At 51.0% G+C, this 20481-nt stretch carries 15 protein-coding genes; 6 read left to right on the forward strand and 9 right to left on the reverse strand.

Annotated features, from left to right (window positions below; all coding sequences use genetic code 11):
• The first annotated feature begins 22 nt into the window (after window positions 1–22).
• From ACR9Y8_RS28400 to ACR9Y8_RS28425, 6 genes are all read left to right on the forward strand, one after another.
• Window positions 23–1012, forward strand: coding sequence for a 2-dehydro-3-deoxygalactonokinase (locus ACR9Y8_RS28400; protein ID WP_481216682.1), 990 nt, complete (start codon window positions 23–25; stop codon window positions 1010–1012).
• Window positions 1005–1670, forward strand: a complete 666-nt coding sequence (locus ACR9Y8_RS28405) for a bifunctional 4-hydroxy-2-oxoglutarate aldolase/2-dehydro-3-deoxy-phosphogluconate aldolase (protein WP_481216683.1) — start codon at window positions 1005–1007, stop codon at window positions 1668–1670. The genes ACR9Y8_RS28400 and ACR9Y8_RS28405 overlap by 8 nt, the downstream gene beginning before the upstream one ends.
• Window positions 1671–1729: 59 nt before the next feature.
• A complete protein-coding gene (locus tag ACR9Y8_RS28410) occupies window positions 1730–2530 on the forward strand; it encodes an SDR family oxidoreductase (RefSeq protein ID WP_481216684.1) in 801 nt (266 codons plus the stop codon).
• A gap of 57 nt (window positions 2531–2587) precedes the next feature.
• On the forward strand, window positions 2588–4303 hold the full coding sequence (locus tag ACR9Y8_RS28415) for an IlvD/Edd family dehydratase (RefSeq protein WP_481216685.1): 1716 nt from the start codon (window positions 2588–2590) through the stop codon (window positions 4301–4303).
• Window positions 4304–4492: 189 nt separating this feature from the next.
• Window positions 4493–5806 (forward strand): gluconate:H+ symporter, encoded by a 1314-nt coding sequence (locus ACR9Y8_RS28420; protein WP_481216686.1) that lies wholly within the window; start codon window positions 4493–4495, stop codon window positions 5804–5806.
• A 16-nt stretch (window positions 5807–5822) separates the two neighbouring features.
• A complete protein-coding gene (locus ACR9Y8_RS28425) occupies window positions 5823–6659 on the forward strand; it encodes a metallophosphoesterase family protein (protein ID WP_481216687.1) in 837 nt (278 codons plus the stop codon).
• Window positions 6660–6662: 3 nt separating this feature from the next.
• Here the strand turns inward: ACR9Y8_RS28425 and ACR9Y8_RS28430 are convergent, their stop codons facing one another.
• The 9 genes from ACR9Y8_RS28430 to ACR9Y8_RS28470 form a co-directional block, all read right to left on the reverse strand.
• A complete protein-coding gene (locus ACR9Y8_RS28430) occupies window positions 6663–8225 on the reverse strand; it encodes a M20/M25/M40 family metallo-hydrolase (RefSeq protein WP_481216688.1) in 1563 nt (520 codons plus the stop codon).
• Window positions 8226–8275: 50 nt separating this feature from the next.
• Window positions 8276–10012, reverse strand: a complete 1737-nt coding sequence (locus tag ACR9Y8_RS28435) for a hypothetical protein (protein WP_481216689.1) — start codon at window positions 10010–10012, stop codon at window positions 8276–8278.
• 307 nt (window positions 10013–10319) lie between these two features.
• Complete coding sequence (locus ACR9Y8_RS28440; RefSeq protein WP_481216690.1) at window positions 10320–13367, reverse strand: lantibiotic dehydratase; 3048 nt, start codon at window positions 13365–13367, stop codon at window positions 10320–10322.
• A 170-nt stretch (window positions 13368–13537) separates the two neighbouring features.
• Window positions 13538–14761: a lanthionine synthetase C family protein gene (locus ACR9Y8_RS28445; protein ID WP_481216691.1), complete on the reverse strand. Its 1224-nt coding sequence runs from the start codon at window positions 14759–14761 to the stop codon at window positions 13538–13540.
• 87 nt (window positions 14762–14848) lie between these two features.
• Complete coding sequence (locus tag ACR9Y8_RS28450) at window positions 14849–15028, reverse strand: hypothetical protein (RefSeq protein ID WP_481216692.1); 180 nt, start codon at window positions 15026–15028, stop codon at window positions 14849–14851.
• A gap of 334 nt (window positions 15029–15362) precedes the next feature.
• On the reverse strand, window positions 15363–16658 hold the full coding sequence (locus ACR9Y8_RS28455; RefSeq protein WP_481216693.1) for a condensation domain-containing protein: 1296 nt from the start codon (window positions 16656–16658) through the stop codon (window positions 15363–15365).
• A 25-nt stretch (window positions 16659–16683) separates the two neighbouring features.
• Window positions 16684–17964: a condensation domain-containing protein gene (locus ACR9Y8_RS28460; protein ID WP_481216694.1), complete on the reverse strand. Its 1281-nt coding sequence runs from the start codon at window positions 17962–17964 to the stop codon at window positions 16684–16686.
• A gap of 11 nt (window positions 17965–17975) precedes the next feature.
• Window positions 17976–19172, reverse strand: coding sequence for a glycosyltransferase (locus ACR9Y8_RS28465; RefSeq protein ID WP_481216695.1), 1197 nt, complete (start codon window positions 19170–19172; stop codon window positions 17976–17978).
• A gap of 87 nt (window positions 19173–19259) precedes the next feature.
• Complete coding sequence (locus ACR9Y8_RS28470) at window positions 19260–20480, reverse strand: glycosyltransferase (protein ID WP_481216696.1); 1221 nt, start codon at window positions 20478–20480, stop codon at window positions 19260–19262.
• Window position 20481 lies beyond the last annotated feature (1 nt).

The raw sequence follows: 20481 nt of genomic DNA on the forward strand, positions 1-20481 counted from the left end.
TAAAAATTCCTAAATTAAAGGCATGGACAAATTCCTGAGCTGCGATTGGGGCACTTCCTCCTTCCGGTTAAGACTGGTACAAGCCCCTACGCTGACCACCATTGCGGCCGAACGCGCCGGCAGTGGTATTGCCGCCACCTGGCAGGCCTGGCAAAGCGCCGGCCTGCAGGGCCCCCTCCAACGCTGGCATTTTTACCTGGACAAGATCAAAGCCGCTCTCCAAAGCATTGAGCAGCAGGCCGGTCGCTTACCGGGAGGTATTCCGCTGATCATCTCAGGCATGGCTTCCTCCTCCATTGGTATGATGGAACTGCCCTATGGCAGTCTGCCTTTTGCCACAGACGGCCGCGGTGTGCTGACCCACCTGGAGCCTGCCAATGCCTACCTGCCTCATGACGTGCTCCTGATCTCCGGTATACGCAGCGCAGACGATGTAATGAGGGGAGAAGAGACCCAGCTGATCGGATGTATTGCAGGTAACGCCAACGCAGCTACGGAGGGCACCTTTATTTTTCCCGGCACCCATTCCAAACATATACAGGTAAAGAACGGAGAAGTGAAAGACTTCCAGACCTTTATGACCGGTGAGCTGTTTGACCTGCTACGGCGGCACAGCATTTTAAAGGATGCAGTAGCAGCGCCCGAAGCAGCTTCACAGCCCGCGCTGAACAGCAGCTTTAAAGACGGCATTGCCGCCGGTGCTACCGGCAACCTGCTGCACACTGCTTTCGGGGTAAGAACCAACCAGTTGTTTGGCCGGCTTACGAAAACAGAAAACCTGGACTATCTCAGTGGCCTGCTCATTGGCGCAGAGCTGCAATCATTAACAGCAGCCGGCGGGCATATTTACCTGTGCGGTGGCGCGCACCTGGAAAAACAGTATGCAACAGCGTTAGACGTACTGGGACTGATGCAACGCAGCACCGTTTTACCGGCACAATGGGTCGAAGAAGCCGTAATCAGAGGACAGTATTCTATATTCAATCACCTAACAGTACAACACCATGCCTAGTAAATTCTCACGTGAACTATTCGACAGGATACCCATCGTAGGCATATTACGCAATGTGCCGCCGCTGACCGTACCCATACTGGCCCGCTATTATGCGGATGCCGGGCTCACTAACCTGGAAGTGACCATGAACTCAGACGAGGCCCTTACCACCATTACCCGCCTGGCACAGGATTTTGATGGGAAGCTGAATATCGGGGCGGGGACGGTATGCACCCTAGAAGACCTGGACAAGGCGCTGGATGCCGGTGCGCAGTTCATCGTCACGCCCATCCTGCAGGAAGATGTGATTAAGGCCTGCGTGCAACAGCAGATCCCCGTCTTCCCGGGTGCTTATTCTCCCACGGAAATATATAAAGCCTGGCACCTGGGCGCTACTATGGTCAAGGTGTTCCCCGCTACTAAACTGGGCGCCTCGTATATAAAAGAGATCCTGGCGCCGATGAATTACCTGAAACTGCTGCCTACAGGTGGTATCAACCTGGATAACCTGACAGAGTTCATGAAGGCAGGCGCCGCCGGAGTGGGCCTAGGCAGCCAGCTGTTCCCCCAGAAGCTGATAGAAGAAGGCAGGTGGGAACGGCTGTCTGAACTGTTCAGAGACCTGGTGGCCACCTATGATAATTATAACCAACGGTTGTTAGTTGCCAGCCGTTAGCTTTTAGCTGACAGTCATTTGCTAACAGCCAATAGCTAACAGCCAATAGCTGATTTTCCATGTCAAAGGTAGTACTCATTACCGGCGCGTCTGCAGGCTTAGGCGCTGCCATCGGTAATTATTTATCAGGAAAAGGATACAAAGTATACGGTGCGTCCCGGAACATACAGGCCGGGACGCAGTCTTTTACCGCCCTGCAAATGGATGTTGGCAGCGGAGCCAGTGTGCAGCAGGCGGTAAATACCGTGCTGCAGCAGGAATCCCGTATAGATGTGCTGATCAACAACGCAGGCCTGAGTATTGCAGGCGTCACCGAGCACCTGGCATTGGCCGATGTACAGCAGATCTTTGATACCAATGTATTCGGTGTTGTACGCACCTGCCAGGCCGTATTGCCGCACATGCGCAAAGCCGGTCAGGGGCTCATCATCAACATCAGCTCCATCGGATCTGAAATGGGATTGCCTTTCAGGGGCATCTACAGCGGCAGCAAAGCAGCGGTAGACCGCTTTACAGAAGCCTTGCGCCTGGAGGTGGCCGCCTATGGTATACAGGCCTGTTGCCTGCAGCCCGGCGCCGTACATACCGGGATCAATGCGCACCGTATAAAAACAAGGCTGCCGGAAGGCTCGCCGTATAAAGACAGTTTTGAAAGAGGATATGCAGCGATAGACGCCAGCATCGATCATGGATCATCCCCCGGTATATTCCCTCCCCTTATTGAAAAGATCATCAACAGCAGGTATGTAAAACGCTATTACCGTATGGGCAAGCCGATCGAAAAATTATCCGTGATCCTGAAGAAATACCTGCCGGAGCGGTCCTACGAGCGGATGATCCGGAAGTATTACAACCTGTGATAAATTTTTTGTAAGTTGTCACTTTAAGGTGTTAATCATACAAATAAAAATTATACCATGTCCACGTTCAGAAGCACTAACTGGTTTGGGAAGAAAGACAAGATGGGTTTCATCTACAGGAGCTGGATGAAGAACCAGGGCTTCCCCGAAGATCTTTTTGACGGCCGCCCGGTGATCGGTATCTGTAATACCTGGTCAGAGCTCACGCCCTGTAACGCCCACCTGCGCGACATTGCAGAAGTAGTGAAGCGCGGCGTTTACGAAGCAGGCGGTTTTCCCGTAGAATTTCCGATCATGTCACTGGGCGAAACTTTGCTGAAGCCCACCGCCATGCTGTTCAGGAACCTGGCCAGCATGGATGCGGAAGAATCCATCAGGGGCAATCCTGTAGACGGAGTGGTGCTCCTCACGGGCTGCGATAAGACCACGCCTTCCACTTTAATGGGCGCGGCCAGCGTAGACCTGCCCACCATCGTTGTTCCGGGCGGGCCCATGCTGAATGGCCGCTTCCAGGGACAACAGATCGGCTCAGGCACCCACGTATGGAAATTTGCCGACGATATGAAAACAGGGAAGATGACGCCGAAGGATTACCTGTTTGCTGAAAGCTGTATGTCCCGCAGCGCGGGCCATTGCATGACCATGGGCACCGCCTCTACCATGGCCTGTATGGTGGAATCGCTGGGTATGTCGCTCTCCGGTGCAGCAGCCATTCCCGCGGTAGACTCCCGGAAGAAAGTGCTGGCCCATTTATCCGGCAGAAGGATCGTGGAGATGGTGAAAGAAGACCTGAAAATGTCTAAAATACTCACCCGCCAGGCTTTTGAAAACGCTATCAAAGTGAATGCTGCAGTGGGCGGTTCTTCCAATTTTATCATACACCTGACGGCGATTGCAGGCAGGGTAGGCGTAGAGCTCAACCTGGAGGATTTTGATCGCCTGGGCAGCCATGTGCCCCTCTTGCTCAACCTGATGCCCTCCGGTAAATTCCTGATGGAGGACTTTTATTACGCAGGCGGTCTGCCGGTGATCATTAATGAAATGCGCGAGCACCTGCATATGGACACGATCACTGTAAGCGGTAAAACGCATGCAGAGAATATCGAAGATACCTGCAGCTGTTATAACCGCGACGTGATCTACCCCTACAGCGATCCCCTGATCAAAGAGGCCGGTATCGCCGTATTGAAAGGCAACCTGGCGGAGAACGGCGCCGTAATAAAACCCTCTGCCGCTACACCGGCACTGATGCAGCATCGCGGAAGGGCCGTTGTATTCGAAACAATAGAAGATTATCACGCGCGTATAGATGATCCGGCACTGGATATAGACGAAACCTGCGTTATGGTGCTGAAAAACGTAGGCCCCGTTGGCTATCCCGGCATGCCGGAAGTAGGCAATATGGCCCTGCCCAAAAAGCTGCTGGACAAAGGCATTACCGATATGGTGAGGATCTCTGACGGCAGGATGAGCGGCACCGCCTACGGCACCGTGGTACTGCACGTTTCACCCGAATCTGCCATCGGTGGCAACCTGGCCCTGGTAGAGAATGGCGACATGATCGAGCTGGACGTAGCAGGTCGCCGCCTGCACCTGGACGTGCCATCAGATGTACTTGAACTGCGCAGGAAACGCTGGAAGAAACTGGAAATACCAACAGACAGGGGATACGTGAGCCTCTATGTAAAGCATGTGCTGCAGGCAGATAAAGGCGCCGACTTTGATTTCCTCACCGGTAATTCAGGATCTGAAGTAACCAGGGATTCACATTAAAAACTGTTTGAGGTTTGAAGTTTGAGGTTTGAAGTTTGAAGTTTGAGGTTCGTTCGAGGTTCGATGTTCATGACGAGTATGCTAACCAGGCAAACACACTTGTTCGGAACTTTTAACCTTTAACAAACTTCAAACTTCAAACTTCAAACCTCAAACCTCGAACTTCAAATCTCAAATCATTTATTTTTTATGACCTTATTGATCATCTTCCTATGTATTGTTTGCCTGATATTACTCATCTCCTGGGGAAAGGTGAATGCCTTCCTGGCTTTCCTGGTAGTGTCTATCGCCACCGGTTTGCTGCTGGGCATTCCTTTGAACAAGGTTCCGCAAACAATTTACAAGGGCATTGGTGATACTTTAGGGTCTTTGGTAGTGGTGATCGTGCTGGGCGCCATGCTGGGTAAGCTGGTGGCCGAAAGCGGCGCGGCGCAGCGTATTGCGCGGGTGTTAATGAAAACCTTCGGTGAAAAATACATTCACTGGGCGTTGATGCTCACCGGCTTTATCATCGGTATTCCCCTGTTCTACAATGTAGGCTTTGTGCTGATCATTCCCCTGATCTTCTCCGTGGCTTACCAGTATAAATTCCCGGCTGTTTATATCGGTTTACCCATGCTGGCATCACTCTCCGTAACGCATGGCTTTTTACCGCCGCATCCGGCGCCGGCAGCATTGGTTGGACAGTTTCATGCCAATATGGGCCTTACGCTGATCTATGGAGTGATAGTGGCCATTCCTGCGGTGATCCTCGCGGGCCCGGTGTTTTCGAAAACACTGAAGCAGATCGAGGCGAAGCCGCTGGAAAGTTTCAATGTACCGCCCAGGCCCACCAGTGAGCTGCCGGGCACATTCAATAGCTTTTTATCCTCTCTCTTGCCGGTGGTAATGCTGATCATTACTACCATTCTGCTCTACATGATGCCGGGCGATGGCCCGGTAAAGAACTTCCTCACCTTTATTGGCGAGCCGGGTATAGTGATGATGCTCACCGTCACCATTGCGACTTTCAGCCTGGGCACCGGTATGGGCATGACCATGCAAAAGGTGATGAACATCTATGGAGAAGCGGTGAAGGATGTGGCGATGGTGCTCCTCATTGTGAGCGGCGCCGGCATCCTGAAGCAGGTGTTTATAGACAGCGGCGTGAGCACACAGATAGCGGCGGTGTTGCAGGACTGGCATATCCAGCCCCTGGTGCTGGGCTGGCTCATCGCAGCATTGATCCGCGTAGCGCTGGGCTCTGCCACCGTAGCAGGCCTGACCACCGCCGGTATCCTGGCGCCCATGGTGGGACAGCTGCATGTAGATCCCAGCCTCATGGTATTGTCCATCGGCGCCGGCAGCCTCTTCTTTTCGCATGTGAACGACGCCGGTTTCTGGTTGTTCAAAGAATATTTTAACTTGTCATTGAAAGATACTTTCCGTTCCTGGTCGGTAATGGAAACCATCGTTTCAGTTGTGGGCCTGGCAGGAGTACTGATATTGCATCTGTTCGTATAACATCAACCTATTCTGTATGACACTTTCCCGCAGGCGTTTTCTGCAAAACAGCATTAAGAGCGTGATCCTGCTGGGCATGGGCAATGCGCTGCCCGCCTTTATGCCCGCTGATTTTACATTGCCTTCAAAAAAAGCAGTGAAGCTGCGCTTTGCCCTGGCATCCGATGGACACTACGGTGAACCGAAATCCGATTATGCACAGCGCCATGAAGAAATGACCAACTGGCTGAATGCAGAGGCAAAAGACAGGGGACTGGATTTCGTGATGGTGAACGGCGATATCTTCCATAACGATCCCGCTTTTCTGCCGGAAGCCAAGAAAGCCTGGGACCGCCTGAAGGTGCCCTACTATGTTTCGCACGGCAATCACGATATGACAGAAGAATCACATTGGCAGCAGGTATGGGGTATGCCTTTCGATCATGGTTTCACAAAGAAAGATACCGGCTTTATTATACTGAACACCGCCGATATAAAGGGCGTGTACACCGGTCCTGACCTGGACCGCACCAAAGCATTGCTGGATCAATATAAATCTCATCCACACCTTTTTGTGTTCATGCATATCACCCCTATGAAATGGACCAAATACGGGATAGACCGGCCGGATATCGTGGAGCTGTTCAGCCGTCAGCAAAACCTGAAAGCAGTTTTCCACGGCCATGACCACGACGAGGACGGCATGCGGGAAAAAGACGGGAAATATTATTTCTGGGATGCCCACGTTGCAGGCACCTGGGGCACGGCTTACAAAGGATACCGGGTGGTAGAAATACTAAAGGACGGATCTGTCCTTACTTACCAGACAGACCCGTCCTCTGCCAGACAGGTCAATAATAACCGTATCGCCTAAACGCTATAGCTTAAAATCAAGGTCAAACAGAAAACGTTCCGGCTGCGTCAATGGCTTGCGCGGCAGCATGTCTTTGCGCATGGCAGTGTTGTACACAAAGCCGGCGATAACGGCAGCGGCCTGCTGCAGGTCTGCTATCTGCAGGTGATCGTAAGTGTCCATATTGCTGTGATGCGTCCTGGTTTCATATTCCAGCGGGTCCTGTATGAACTGGAAGCCTGGAATGCCTACTGCGTCAAATGAAAGGTGGTCGGTTGAGCCGGTATTGCTACGGGTGATACCGGTAGCGCCCAGGTCTGCAAAAGGTTGCAGCCAGCTGCGGAAGATAGGTCCTGCAGAATCATTATTCTGCAGGTAAATGCCCCTGATTTTGCCGGATCCGTTATCCAGGTTATAGTAGGCGGACACGTTCTTTTGTTCCGGCGAAAGTTTCATATCCAGGGGATCCCCGTAGTGTTTCTTTACATAACCGAAGGAGCCTAACAATCCCTGTTCTTCTCCTCCCCATAAGGCAATGCGGATCGTCCGTTTGGGTTGTACGCCCAATGATTGCAGGATGCGCATCACTTCCATCATCACAATACAGCCTGCACCATCGTCGGTAGCGCCGGTGCCGCTGTGCCAGGAGTCCAGGTGGCCGCCGATGATGACCAGCTGTTCTTTTAATTTTTTATCAGTGCCCGGTATTTCGCCTACCACGTTATAGCCCCGGGTGTCGGTAGAGTCCCATTTGCTCTGGAAATTCATCTCCAGTGTTACAGGTTGTGAAGAGCGTTCGAGACGCGCAATGCGCAGCATATCTTCAATAGAGATCGTGACTTCCGGTAGGGGCGAATTGTAGCCTTTGGCATAATACATTCTGCCCTCCACGAAGAGTGTACCATCTCTGCCATTTACAGATGCGTTCAGCAGGGCCACCGCGCCTTTGGCTGCCAGGTACTCTCTCACTGCATAGATCTTCTTATACATTTCTTTATACGGCGCTATCGCGCTGCGGGGAAACATGAATTTGTCCTTCAGCTCACTGAAGTTGGTAGTGTCCGGGTAGCGGGTAGCATAGGCCTTGAACGAAGATGCAAGGACCGTATCCTTTGGGCGAATGATCACAACGCTGCCTTTGACGGCATCGCCGGCCTGGTCTATAGCTGCTTCAGACAAAGTATCCAGCATGATCACCGGCGCAGTTACCGGCCCTTTGGTGCCGATGGTCCATGCCCGCGGGTAAGCGATCAGTGGCTGATAATAGGGTGTTTTCAGCGCGATATAGGAAGTGGTGCTGCTCCATCCCTTGCCGAATTCCCCCCAGGGCTCCAGCGTAGCTTTTTGCAGTCCCCACTGTTTTAACGTTTGTACGACCCAGTTAGCCGCACGAAAATACCCAGGGGAATTGGTTAAACGGGGGCCGGATACATCTGTGAGGTAATGGGCGATCATGGGGATCTGGGAATGCTGCAAGGCTTCGGTCCTTATCTTTTGCATCATCTCCATGTCCACGGGTTCTTCCTGTGCCCATACATAGGCAGGGAAGAGCAGCGCAAAGGCTGCGATGATTAGTGGTGTTCTCATGAGCAGTGAATAGACGGTTGAATAATAAGTAATATACTTCCTTTTGGGCATTAAAAGATGCTGATCCCTGCCTGCCATCCGATGGCGCCGGGCTTCTCCTGGCGGTAGCCTGTTTTAGGCTGGGCCTCCTGCAGTTGATAAATGGATACTGCCGGTCCTGCAAAAACGGTCAGGAATTTTCCAAAGCGGTAGTTCAGGGAGGGCAGTACACGCATTAAGAGCGACAGATGTTCCCAATCGCCCAGGTATACATTCTGCGAAGTAAATTCTGTAGTAAGGGATAAGCGCTGGTACAGGGGCCAGTCGCGCCCAAAGCCGTAGCCGAAGGTCAGGATCTTCCGGGTATGTTCGGTATTGATGCCGGCCAACAGGATGCCGTAGAACTTTGGAGTACCTGTTTTAACGGCCATATTCCACGGGGTGAGCTCATTGGCAGAAACAGCCAGCTTGTAATAGCCGCCTTTTTTAATGATATTGATAAGGCCGATGCTCACACCGGAAGAGGTATCTGCAATATTCACCACCCCGATCTGTACGCCCTTCAGGTGGCGGGCATAGTTAAAGCCACCGGCCACTTGTACGCCTTCCACATCGCCGGTGCTGATATTACCGCCGCCGGCCGCCTGGAAACCCTGCTGAATGGAATCGGTGTAATTGAAGGCGCCTGCCAGCTGTGTGCCCCGTACCGGGCCGTGCACCATGTTGAATGCGCCCGCGGCCTGGAGGCCCTGCATACTGTCCCTGGCCAGGTTGAAGACGCCTGCCAGCTGTGCACCTTTTACCTTCCCTTCTACAATATTAAAGGCGCCTGCGGCCTGGAATCCCTTTAAAGTATCCAGCACCATATTGTGGACGCCGGCTATCTGCATGCCTTTTACCTGGCCGCCTACCATATTGAATACACCGGCTGCCTGGAAACCCTTGGCCTCCTTCTTATCAATATTGAATACGCTGCCCAGCTCAAAGCCGTTCAGTCCGGCTGCATATCCGCCTATCAGGTTTAAGGAGAATTTATTGATCACCTGTCCATCCATATGGCCATGGGTACCTAGGCCAGGCACAATGGAATACTGGAAAGGCTTGTCTGCAAAGAAGCCTTTCAGGTTGATACTTTGCATGCGCTGTTTGGAGGAGAGGAAGAACTTGCCCAGCCATGTTTTGTCCACGCCGATATCTACGGGCGCCAGGTTGACCGGTTCAGCCGGGCGGATGGTAATGGTAGGCATCTCCTGGTCTATGCCCGGATGCACGGTAAGAGTGGTATCGCGGTAAAGGTCTTTACTGACGGTGATAGCGGTGATATATCGTTCCGTGCTTTTTAAGCGCAGGCGGAAAAAGCCATCGTCATTTGTTAAGGTAGAGATGAACTGCTGTTTTTCATACACGGTGGCATTGGCAATGGAAGTGCCATTAGCGCGGTCTCTTACATAACCGCTAACGGTATAAGTGCGCGACAGATCAGGCGTAACATGCTGGATAATGATATGGTCGCCTATTTCGCGGTACTGGCGGCTGTTGCCAAATAGCATGTCCAGTACCTGTTTAACAGTTTTATGTTGGGCAGAAACGGTAACCAGGCTGTCGTTTCTCACTACATCGCTGGTGTAGGAAAAGTAGAATTTTCCCTGCCGGCTCAGTTCATTCAGTACCACCAGCACGGGCTGGCGTTTTACGCTGACAACAACCGGTTTCTTAAGAAGTTGCTGTGCGTGGCTGAGAGTAGATGTACAGAGCAGAAAGCTAACAATAATGAATAATATTCTTATCAAGGCGGATGAAGAATTCATGCGGCAAGATACAAATTACTGTTTGAATGCATGTGGGGGCTATGTTGTGGCAACAGGTACCAGGAGGGGAGGAATGTTTGCAATAAAAAACCCCGCGCAGACGAGCAGGGTCTATCCCTTATTCCTCAAAATAAGATATTAAAAAATCCCGGGTAAAATTAGGTACATAAAAACGGGGAGAAGCTAATCCGATGTTAATGGGGAAGAAAAAAATAAAGGCCGGATGGATATCCAGCCCCCTGATAAAATAGGAAAATTCATTTAATGTCAACACTAATTTCGCACATCTTATTTTTTTATTAGTAAATCACTCGTTAATAGAAATGTTAACAGCCGCCTTCTTAGATAAGCGCGCCAGTTGCGATGTATAGTACCGCAGCAGGTAAAAATATACCCGGAACTCTTCCCATCGCTGCTGTGCAGGCATCAGGCTGTTCATGAACATGTGGAGGTGGCTGCGCAGGGCATAATCATAATGCTGGCCCTTGTCTTCAAACTGTTTGCGTATGATCGCTGTAAGCCTGGCAGCATGCGGTAAGTAACGCTTAATGATGAAGGATATATTTTCAGTTGCTTCACAACTATGCTGTAAACATTGCGCGATCAACGTGGTATTTGCGCGGTAATCTTCATTCATCCGCTCCCGTTGGTCTTTATTGTTATGATAGTTGAACTCTGTTGTAAAGCCCTCAAAATTGCGTTTATAGAAATCCAGTTTTTCGGCGGCGTTATAGTGTAAGGCGCTCATCATACCATCTATCCACATCATCCCGGCCATGTTGCTGTATTGCTTATTGCGTTGCCGGTGTAACTGTAATAAGAGCTCGCTGATACAGTTGCATTGTACGTGGAATAAAGATTCCGTAAGATCAATAGTATCCGCTCCGTAACGCTCCAGTTCACGCTCATAGGTATCCATCTGCAGGCGGTAGATGAGGCCTTGTTTAAAGGCCGGTAGTATGGCCTGTTTAAATGCCCATAACAATAGGGGATTATCGTCGTCCCGCAGGTGAAAGCGTACCCGTATATGATGATGCGGGTCTTCGTAGCGGATAAAGAACCACCGGTCTATCACCTTTTGCCGTTGCATTCTTTGTGCAAAAGGGTAGAGGATATCCCGGATGATCTCATCGGCAGTGTTCTTACCAACATAGATCTTGTAATACATCCAGGCCGTGCCCGGCGGGAAATACCGTTCTATCTGCCGGGAAGCATGCTGTTTACGCTTACGGGGCGCTATGGCAGGCGTTGTATGAGTAGCCTGTCGCACAAAGGGAATAATGATCTCGTTGGTCATTTTACCCGCGGCGCTTTCTACCAGCAGGTTATCGGGCGTAGCCAGCGATTCGTACAGTATGATGTGAGCTTGCTGTTTGGCGGCATCCAGCAGTAGTTGTATGCCCATCGGGGTGCAAAGGTCCAGCAGCAGCTCATTGTCTCCTTCAACTAGCAATACGTGGTCGGGTAGCCCTAGGTTTGCTTTTACGCCCGCAAAATGCTCCGGGCGAAGGTTGTTGAGCTGCCGGCTGTTGATATTCCAGGTAGCAGGCTTCAGTATCACATTTTTATATCGTACCCTGGGCAGGAAAGGTTCCGTGGAAAGGAATCCCCAGTCCCAGGCCAGGTTAGCGCATTTGCCCTGTAAAGACAGGCTGGAAAGAAAGTGGTATACCGGCAGGCTATCGTGCACAAAATTATGCGCCGAAGTAAGCTGCGGCACCACTTCCTTGCCTAAACGTTTTGACAGGAGCACCAGCCTGTTTTCCTGCAGTTGGAGGTAAAGGTCATGCAAAGGGATCTGGTACCTGGCCGGCAGTGTAGAGCGGCACAGGTAGGGTATCTCATACTTCCGCAGGTGGGGGCGCGACAGGATGTTGCCCACTTTGGCCTGCGGCAGGTGCAGCACTTCTGCAAATATCTTATCCGGGTACAGCGCTTCTTCCTGTTGTACCAGTTCCTTTACTTTCTGCGACAGCGTTTCATCTGCATGACAGAATCGTGCCAGCAGCTTGGCAGCAGCAGGAGAGGCGCCGATAAACCTGATCAGGGGCTGTTCCGGTGTATCGCCTTTGTACAGGTTAAATACCGTATCAATGGCATCCGGCATCCTATTGGGATCAGGTGGGAATTGTGCTGCTTCTTCCTTGCTGATGACGATCTCTGTGGCGCCGGCGGCAATGGCCTGGCGGTATTTTTGGAAGAGAAAGGCGGTTTTCGGCTCTTGCTCCAGGTCAGCCTTTCTGCCAGGCTTTTCGTCTTTATAGCGATCAGCAGCATCCAACGCATGCTGGTAGCCGATACCGTTTTCCACATCCAGGGCAGTTGTCAGCGGCACTGCCTGTGTTCCATAGCGTTCTTCGAAGGCGCGTTTGAATGTTTCCAGTTTACTTTGCCCGTGCTGTTCATTATTCAGGCATGCCAGGATGAAAAGCGCTTCTTTAATGTCATCGCTAACAAGGGATGAAAGCTGGTTATGAATGGTATGCTTTACCGTGTCTACCTGGAATAGCCTGCTTTCGTCGATGCTGACAGGCAGTTCAGCAAGGCAGGACCTGATGTGCTGGTAAGCACTGATACCTGGCGCATGGTTGATATACTGCATTTGCTGCTGCGTATAATTCAACACTTGTACCAGCGCTTCCGTATGCTGGTATTGCTGCAGCCTGGAGATCAGCTCCTGCGTGAATTCATTGCCGGATACATTGGCTTCCAGCTCGCTTTTCAGGATCTGTGCATCGATGAGCTGCAACAGGTAAGCCGCCGCTTCTGCTGCTGTAACATCATACGCGGTGATCACTTCTGTCAGGTCCCTGAAGGAGCAGCCACGGCCAGCTATTTTGATCACTTTGTTGAGTACGGGCGTCATCTCCACTTTTACCAGGTCATAAATGCGCACATCGCCCTGGTAATTGTAACGGGCATACCTCCATTGCCGTCCGTATTTGTACAGGCTGGAATTGGGGTAGTAGATAAGCTGTGTTTGTATACTGTTATGACCGGCTACAAAGTCGGCCAGTTTGCAGAGATAATCCATATCCAGGCGCATGTGCCGCCTGATATCCCGGATGGCAGGCAGTTCCATTCGGGTCGTCCTCCCGAAGGAACCTACCGCACATCCGGAAAAGATGCCGAAGGGAGTGCATCGTGTGCTCATCCTGACCAGATATTGCCATAATGCGGTGCTTACTTTGCGTATTTCCCTTGGCTGCTGCACGGTCCCGCTTTTGTACTTCATGAATGCATTATACAACACCGGAGACGCGATATACAAGGCTTCCTGTACCATGTCGGAGTTGTAATGGTCCAGCAGGTTATCGTAACGGTACAGATCAATCACCGTTTGATAGGGGAGCATGGGGCTGCGTAATACAAAAAAATCACAGGCGTAGGATAGTCCATGGTCCATAGTCGATGGTCCATGGCTTATCCTGTTATTCAAATCTCTTGTCGTCATGATAATAGTTGGCGTCAATGTTAGGCAAATAAGTTATAGTCTATGGACCATTGACCATGGACCGTGGACTTTCAGGACAACAACAAGGCTTCATCCCAGGTCGGCTCAAAGCCGGCCACAGCGGAGATCAGCGACAAACCGATACCGGACACACCTTCCAGCAGGCCGGGCACATTATGCCACTCGCCGTTGGCAGGGTCGGTACCAACGAATGTTTTATAACCGGCAAGGCCGTCTTCGAACGTAGCCATCGCCAGTGTCTTTTCATACCAGAAACCGGCGGCTTCACTGAATAGCGGATCACCGGTATGCTGATGCATTTTGTGGTAGATATGCGCAATGCCGCTGGTGCCATGACAGAAGCACGCGTCCTGTACATTGCCGGCGGCAAGGTCGCGTTTAAGCGCATTGAACCTCGCTATTTCCAGCGCTGCTGCCTTGATGTTTTCCTGCTGCAGCGCTTCACCGGCCTGCCATAACGTGGTGCATATGCCAAGATCGCCGTAGCACCAGGCCAGCCTGGATGCAGGTGTTTGTTCCCCTTCACTATTGACCAGGTAACCGAAATAACTGCCGTATGCTTCCGGTGGGCGCATATGATGTTGCAGAAAGCGACAGCCCTTTTCTACCAACTCATTGCATTGTGCCGCCAGTGCAGGCTGCCGGCTGGCTTTTACCAGGAAGGCAATGATGCTGGGAATGCCGTGAGACAGGCCCAGGTTGTACGTATCTCCACAGGCGTTAGGCCCGTACATGCCTTCATGTAGTATAAACGCTTTCCATTTGATCATTTCCTGCTCAGCAATGGCCTGTGCTGCCAGCGTGCGCACAAAGTTAGCCAGGCACCTGGTGTATTGCTCATCTGTGGCAGCTTTGCGGAGAAAGTATAAAGCCACACCTGTAGCGCCGTAGAGGTAGTCATAATTGCCCCGCTGCATTTCGTTCATCATCCACTGGTACAGCGCAATATCCATCTTTCCCAACAGGAGATGTACATCGGCATCCAGGAAGTGGTTGTCTACCGCATGATGCAGCAGCCATCCAACGCCTGCCAGTCCGCCGGCAAAAGAAGGATCACAATCAAATTGTGTAATGTTTACAAGAAGATCATCCATCAGCTCAATAGCCTTGTCGAGGTATCGCTCATCGCCGCTGAGTTTGTAGTAGTACAGCAGGAACAAAGCCCTGCCTGCGTCTCCGCCCGTGAGGGAAATATCGGATGAAGAAGTTTGTGCACTCAGCAAGTTGGCAATCTCCTCCAGCTTTCGGTGGATGGCATTTACTGGTTGGTACATGTGTATATTGAAACGTGGAAATAGCCCGGAATAGCCACTGTAGGCTATTCCGGGTTGTAATGGAGTTCCCGGTTGCCAGCGGCTCGCTTAGCAACCACAACCGCAGAGCACAGAGCAAACTACGGAGTTGCACACAATCGTGCAAAGAAGGAGTGATCCACCACCGCCGCCACATTTGGAGCTACTGCCGCCGCCTGTAGAATTCAGCTGGGTGATTACTTCGGAATTCAGCTTCAGCTGCCGTTTGGGTGTGCTTGCTTGTTTCATGGTGTTACAAGTTTGGGGGTGAATAATGGTGGTTTCAAAAATGCGAGCCGAATATAGAGCGGGTGTTTTTACAAAAAAAAATTTTTATCCCTATATGATTTTCGTATATTCATATAGGTATAAACATTATTTATAATGTTTCAAAAATATCTTCTATTTCAATTTTTTTTTATAGTAGAACAAGTGCTCATTTAACAGTTGACTGTGGGAAGTTGACAGTTGTCAGTTGTCAGTTGACAGTTGTCAGTCAGTAGCAAACAAAGTAGTAGTCCTAACTGCCCATTGACAACTGTCAACTGTCAACTGACAACTGTCAACTATCAACTGTTAACTATCAACCATCAACTAACTGCCCACTGCCAACTGATTCTTTTTTGACCGTCTGCATAGCAGCTGCTTTAATGGCCAGCGCCTCTTCATAAGGCAGGAAAGCATCATTAGACATGAACACAAAGTCCATTTGTCCGCGGAAGGTAGTAGTCACCAGCGTATTGGGGTTACGCCAGGGAAAAGCAACCGTTGGACTGATGATCGTTTCCACTTCAAAGTGCTGGTAGCGTTCCGGTATATTCAGCCGTCCCATATTCGAGAAGGTTACATCATGGTTGCCATTGGTCACCTTCAATAATTTTATCAGCAGTTTCAGCGAAGCGTGTATGTATTCGCCGATCATCAGTTGCATGAAAACATTCAGCTCTTCTATTTTTTCCCTTAGCTCTTCTTTGAGCTGGTAGGCCTGTACCCAGAAGCTACGCGCTGTTACCGGGGCTTCCTGGTCAAGCGAAAGGTTCACAGTGGGCGCATAGGCAAATAGCATATCAGGTTTGATAGCATCTATGAACCGGCGTATATCCACTGGCGTGATTACCTTATTGCGCGCGCGGCTGCCCTGCACTTCCTGGAAGGCGCGCAGCAATGCTATACACAAGGCAGCATGCACACTGGTGCCTTCGGCCTTGCAACGCTTTACAAATTCGGCAGATTCCTCCCTGTCCAGTTTCCAGTGCAGCAGGTAATCTTTTCCTTTACTAGGTTGCTTCTTCCGCCATAGTACAAGCGATAGTGTGAGCCAGGCCAGTATTGCGGATCTTTTGCCTTTGCGCTGTAGTTTTTTGTTTTCCAGGTAGGGGCCGGGGATCAGGTCTTCTATTGCATTGAAGGACGAATAAGGCGGCAGTTCCCTCTCCGGCTGATCCAGCGCGGCAAGCACTTCCTGCAGTAAGGTAGCAACAGAAGCGCCATCGCAGATACAGTGATGGCATACCAGCATCAGTTCGGAAACAGCTGCGGAACGTATCCAAACCATCCGGCAAAGCGGGCCGTTACGCATATCAAAAGGAGTAGCCCATTCTGTCATAGACTCGCGCTGCCAGTCGTCTTCCTGTTGTCTTTCAACTATGCGGACGGGTATAGCGGCGGTGTTGTCGCTGCCCACAAAATGTGGCAGGCCTTTTTTGCCGGGCGCTACGCCGGCCCTCAATAAGGGATGTTTAGCCTGTACTTTTGCCAGCGCCTGGTGCAGGTAATGCAATTGGATGTTGCCCCGTATCCTGGCTACAAATGCGCTGTTCAGCGGCGTATTGCCGTCTCCGTACATGATCCTTTCACCGATAATGAGTTTTCTCTGCATGTTGTCTTATTTCAATTGTTATGCCTTATACTAACTGCGCCTCCGGTACCCGTTTCCCTTCCAGCAATACCTCCATGGCCTTGTCCCGGATAGCGGCCGCATCTTCTTCAGACAGGTAGGCATCATTAGAGAGAAAGGAAAAGTTCATTTGCTCATCAAAGGTGCTGGCTATAATACCATTTGGATTAGCCGATTTGAAGATCAGGATAGGATTATGAATGGTTTCAACTTCAAATGAACCAAAGCGTTTAGGGATATCCAGCCGCCCCATATTAGAGAAAGTAAGATCATTGTTGCCCCTGGCAGTGCTCAGGTATTGTGAGAGCTTCTTCACTACCGGGTGATAGTATTCATTGATCATGATTTCCTCATATACCTTTAGGTTCTCCAGTTTTTCAGACAGCTTTGTGTTCACTTTCTTTACCTGTGCAGCAAAATCCAGCGCAGGGTCTTTGTCCAGTGACAAGGTAGTGCTGGAAGCAAAACCGAAAAGCATGTCGTCCTTGATCTCCGTAATATACCTGCGGAGGTTCACCGGGCAAAAGACCTGGTTGCGGGCCTTTTCTCCTTTTACCTGGCGGAAGGCCCAGAGAAAGGCGGTACATAAGGCAGCATGCACGGTAGTACGCTGTTCCTTGCAACGCCGGATCAGGGCTGCGGTAGATGCTTTATCCATCTTCCAGCGCACGGTGTAATCCTTGCCCCAGGGCATGTCTTTCTTTCGGGGCACAAAGAACAGGAACAGGCGGAGAAATGCAGCGGTAATACGGCCTTTCCGTTTGTTCTTCTTATCATCCAGGATCAGGCGGGGTACCAGGTCTTCTATCGTGTTGAACGATTCATAATGGCCGATCTCCAGGTTGGGCTGATCCACCAGCGTCAGTAGTTCGCGGAAGAGCGTAACAATAGAAGATCCGTCGCAGATGCAATGGTGGCAGACCATGATGAGGTCAGACACAACGCCGGAGCGGATCCATACCATCCGCAGCAAAGGGCCTTGCTGCATATCGAAGCGCTGCGCGCATTCCTTTTCAGACTCCCGCATCCAGTCTTCTTCAGAACTGCGTTCTACAATACGTAATGGTATTTCCGGTATAGACGTTGGTGTTACAAACCAGGGCTGGCCTTTGGCATCTTCCTGCACGGAAACACCGAGTAAAGGGTGTTTGGCCTGCACTTTTAACAGCGCATGGCGCAGGGCGTCTTCAGTGATCACGCCGCGTATCTTAACGGTAAAGGTGATGTTCTTGGGAACCGTGCCGTCCCCATAAATGAACCTTTCGAGGAAAAGTAATCTTCGTTTCATAAGTAATTGCTTTAGAATGCTACCACGCGTTTTTTGGCGGCGAATGTTTCCAGGTATTCCACTGCCTTGTCATTACCACCGGCCTGGATGTAAGTATTCCTGATATGCTCAGCGGCACTGCGGTACTGTGGGTTACGCAGTATTTCCCACATGGCGGTCTTAAGGTCGTTTACCCGCAGCCGTTTGTAACGCAGCTTGATGCCGCAGCCTGCTTTTTCTATCAGGGAAGCGGTATGGAAATGATCATAGGCAATAGGCGTGATGAGCATGGGCAAGCCGTTCATAAAGGTATCGTTCACGGTATTGAAACCACCGTGACAGATCACCGCATCCATTTTGGCGATGACCTGCGATTGCGGCACATAGCCCTGCACAATGAAATTATCCGGCCATTGCTCAAAGATGTCCGGGTTGGTGGCGGCCACTATCGTAAGTGGCTGGTCGGCAAAAGCTTCGATTAGCTTACTGAAGAACTCTTTGCGGATATCTACCAGCAGGGTGCCCAGGGATACATATACCTTCGGACCAGTTGCTTTTTCCAATCGTTCCCAGTCAAAAGGCGTGTTATTGGGACGGCCCTTTACCGGTCCTACAAATTTCATATACGCCGGCGGCTGGGCAATAGCAGCAAACTCCTGTGAGGTGAACACCAGGTTCAGCTCTCCCGAGTTCACTACCGCGGCAGGGTCATAGATGCCGAATGATTGCTGCAGCTCCAGGATGTTCCGTACCCACCAGGCATGCACTTTGGGAGCGCTCATCGCGTCTCCGCCTACATCCGGTGGCACCGGCGTAGTGGTTACATAGGGAATGCCTTTGTTATAGGCACAGATCGCGCCCGCAAAAGTGATACAGTCGTTGACGATCACATCCGGCTGGAACTCGTCTACGATGCGTTCTAAACCTTTCATAATGAAGCGGCAGAAAGGCATATAGGTTTCTTCCAGGGCCAGCTTCAGTGTTTCCGCGCCGGAGATGTTGGGCCCATCATCCTGTCTTTTCAATATCCGTTGGATCTCCGGTAAATGTTCTTCCAGTTCGGCATGAGGCACAATAAAGCGGCCGCCTGCAGGCACATGTTCCGCGGCAATTTCCTGTATACCTACCCATGCCACCTGGTGGCCGCGCGCGATTAAGCTGGCGCCAACGCTGAGGGTTGGACTGATATGCCCAAAGAAAGGCGGTACTACGAATAAGAATTTAGACATAATTGGTTGTTTAGTTAAGTCGATGGTCCATAGTCCATGCTCCATAGCTTATACCAATGATACATGTATCAGGTTGTAAAGCTCGTTTTACCTGGTAGGCCATGGACCATCGACTATGGACAATGGACTATTCACCATTTCTTCCAGCAGATCTGCTGTCCTGGGAGTTCCGCCGGCCTGTGTAAAAGATTGCTGCATGCTTTGGGCGGCGGCAGCATATTTCGGGTCCTGCAGCACTTCATATACAGCCTGCTTCAGATGATCTGCTTTAAAGCGCTTGAAATTGAGTCGCAGCCCGCTTTCAGATGCAGTTACCCTGCCGGCTACAAAAGACTGATCATAAGCAATCGGGATCACTACCAGGGGCAGGCCATGGGCCAGGGTTTCGCACACGGTATTATGACCGCCGTGGCACACTACGGCATGTAGATGCGGCAGCAATGCCAGCTGCGGCACTTTCTCCTGCACCATGAAATTGGCAGGCCATTCCTCGAAAAGCGCCGGATCAGATACCACCACAACCGTAACAGGCTCGTTCCCGAATGCTGCACATACTTTGCTGAAGAATTCTTTTTTATAGCTATGATCAAAGGTGGTACCGATGGATACCAGGATCCTCAGCGGATGTTCCATATGATAGAACTTCTCCCATTCAAAGGGGATCACGGCAGGGCGATGCTGTATCACAGGGCCCACAAACTTGTATTGGTCTTCCAGGTCGGTATCGCCAAAGAATTCACGCGAGGTGAATACCAGGGCCATGGTAGCTGAACATTGCAGGGAACGATCTGTATCCAGGCCTAATTCGCGCTGTAGTGCGACGATCTTCTGATCACCCCATTCCTTTACTTTGGGGAGATCGTCCATGGCTCTTACAGCAGCAGGAGCTGTAACAGTGGTAGCGCAGGGGAGGCCCTTTTTAGCAGCGGCGATAGCGCCTGCGAACAATTCATGATCGTGGATCACGACATCAGGTTGAAAAGTATCCAGCCATTGCAGGATGCCGGGGTACATATAACGGTTAAGAGGGATCAGCACATCATCATAGAGGAATTTAATGCTTTCCACGCCATATACGTTCTTTTGCTGGATAGCGTCTAGGTAACGCGGACCATCCTGTGTGGCGGCATGGTCATCGTCATAGCTTACCAGCAGGAGTTGTCCGCCCGGCGGCAGTTTCTCCCCGAGAGCCGCTTCCAGGCTGATCCAGCCTACTTCGTGCCCACGCAGCAGCAACTCAGCCCCCACACTTAAAGTTGGATTGATATGGCCCGTAAGCGGAGGAACAACAAATACAAATTTTGCCATA

The sequence above is a fragment of the Chitinophaga sp. SVR4-12A genome (assembly GCF_056754765.1).